This is a genomic window from Streptomyces antarcticus, from assembly GCF_026627255.1.
Lineage (GTDB): Bacteria > Actinomycetota > Actinomycetes > Streptomycetales > Streptomycetaceae > Streptomyces > Streptomyces antarcticus.
On sequence record NZ_JAPNLM010000076.1, the window covers coordinates 1 to 2,068 of the forward strand.

General features: G+C 65.8%; 2 protein-coding genes and 1 pseudogene. 2 read left to right on the forward strand and 1 reads right to left on the reverse strand.

The window, feature by feature from the left end; genetic code table 11:
* Window positions 1–332, reverse strand: a pseudogene (locus tag OTB16_RS39070) (transposase); the annotation flags it as partial.
* 178 nt (window positions 333–510) lie between these two features.
* Between OTB16_RS39070 and OTB16_RS39075 the strand changes: the two are divergent.
* Together OTB16_RS39075 and OTB16_RS39080 are read left to right on the forward strand one after the other, a co-directional pair.
* The gene (locus OTB16_RS39075) at window positions 511–924 is read left to right on the forward strand and encodes a hypothetical protein (RefSeq protein WP_267727701.1); all 414 of its coding nucleotides are present in this window, start codon (window positions 511–513) and stop codon (window positions 922–924) included.
* Between the two features lie 236 nt (window positions 925–1,160).
* A complete protein-coding gene (locus tag OTB16_RS39080) occupies window positions 1,161–1,916 on the forward strand; it encodes a hypothetical protein (protein WP_267727703.1) in 756 nt (251 codons plus the stop codon).
* Window positions 1,917–2,068: the final 152 nt, after the last annotated feature.

Consider the following 2,068-nt stretch of genomic DNA (forward strand, 5'->3'; position numbering starts at 1 on the left):
GAACGCTACGAGCGTGTGTGTGGCCGGTCGAGCTCGGCCGCGAAGAAACTCGCCGCGGCCTTCAGGATGTCGTTCGCCCGCTTCAGCTCGGCGTTCTCCTTCTTGAGTGCCTTGAGCTGGGCAGATTTTTCTGTCGTCGTCCCCGGACGGACACCTGAGTCGACCTGGTCTTGGCGGACCCACTTGCGCAGTGTCTCGGTCGAGCCGATGCCCAACTTCTCGGCGACCGCTTTGATCGCAGCCGACTCGTTCGGGTAGTCACTACGAACCTCGGCGACCATACGGACCGCTCGTTTGCGCAGCTCAAGGGGATAGGAAGAAGGACGTGCCATGACTCGATCCTTTCATCTAATCGAGTCTCTACCGAACCCGGAACGGTTCACAGCTGTTGTCCTGTCTTATCGGACCTTGACCAGTCTCACCGAAGTTTGACGACCATCCTGTTCGTCTCATCGAAGCTTGATTACTGCTATGGGTGTCTCGTGGATCAGGCCGCGTACCCTCGGCTGTGTGCCTCGCCATTCGAAGAAGCCCCGCCGGCTGGTCGCCGACGGACGCGTGTACATGTGGACGATGCGCCACAGCCACCGAAGGGACGACGACGGCCGGTCCGTGGACTGCCGCCAAATCCTCACCCTGTCCCCGCAGCCGGCCGGCAGCGGCGGCCCGTTGCGCATTGTCTTTGCCGACGGCCCCGGCCGGTACGTCCCGGGCGGGGCCCCCTTCGGCTCCGGGGACGTGGGCTTCACCCGGGGTTCAGACCTGAACCTGCACGAGCCGGGCGCCGTCCGGGCCCTGCTTGACGTGGCGCTGGCCCGTGGGTGGCAGCCGGGGGAGCGGCGGGTGGTGGAGGTCGACGGCTGGTCCCTGCTGGAGACGGCGGCCACAGCGCGAGCCGGGGACGCCGGGCCCGAGGGCCCGTAGGAGGTGGCTCCTCTTCGCCTGACTTCATTGATCCTCAGACGAGCCCACGCGCGGCGATCAAACTTCGGTGAGATTGGTCAAACTCCGTTGAGACGGGACAGCTGTGACTTAGCGCTGTAGTTGGCCCCTGAGCGTTCTTGTTGACCCCGGTGCGCATCGTGCTTGGCCCCACGCCCGGGTCAGCCCGGTGGGTAGGCCCCGTCGGAACGCGAAGAGGCCCCCTCTACCCTGGCCCGATGATGGATGCGGATGCGCGTGACTTCCGGGTCGGCGACGTGTTGTCGATCGCCTGTCCCTTCACGCCAACCAGAGTCGAGCAGGGCGTGACCTGGGACAATGTGTCCGTGCGCTGGCCCTGGTGGGAAATCGACAGCGAAAGCGACTTCTTCGACTGGAACGGCGTCGTTGCCCTGGGCGTGGACACTGGCGAGTGCGTCGCGCCTGACGTGCAGGCGGAACTGTTCCGTACCGAACCGCCGCCCCAACATCTGAAGGCAGGAGACATCTGTCGGGTTGGAGTGCCACCGACCGTGGTCCACGTGACGGCCGTCGATCACCATGACCCGCCCCTTGAGACGGGCTGGTTGCCCCGCCCGCGACAGACGGTGGCGGTGCTGCGCCGCGGCGTGTCCTACCGCGAGTTTCCGGACGGGAGCCATCTCGACGGCTCGGGATACACCATTCATCCCGACGACGGGATTCCCTTCGGCTTTGAACTGTTGATGCGGCCGTACGCCCACCTCGACCTGGGTGACGAGGTCGCCGACGCCACTGGCCGGGCATGGCGGTTCGACGGCCCCTGGGAGTGGACGCCCTTCGATGGCGAGCCAGTCGGCACGGGACCCGGGTGGCCACTGGTCCTGCTCACCCGCGCAGGAGCGCCATGCTCCATCGAGCAAGCCGAGGCAGTGGCCGCGAGCACGGTGAACGGTTCGCACCAGGAGACGGTCCGAGACTGGATGTCACTCACGGAGGCCTCCCCGACGCCCTGACCGGCGGCGGCGCCTCAGCCGTCGCCTTACCCTTGATCCACCGACGTGGTCTGAAAGTGATCTTCTGACTGATTTTGAGCCGGTTTCGGGAGGGCTGTTGGGCTTGGGTAGCGTGTAGCTGCTGGTCTGCCCGGCGTTTCCACGTGTTCGTT

Bases quoted from the DNA above. Each gene is read 5' to 3' on its own strand.
- OTB16_RS39080 (WP_267727703.1), top strand. From the start codon at position 1,161: ATGATGGATGCGGATGCGCGTGACTTCCGGGTCGGCGACGTGTTGTCG.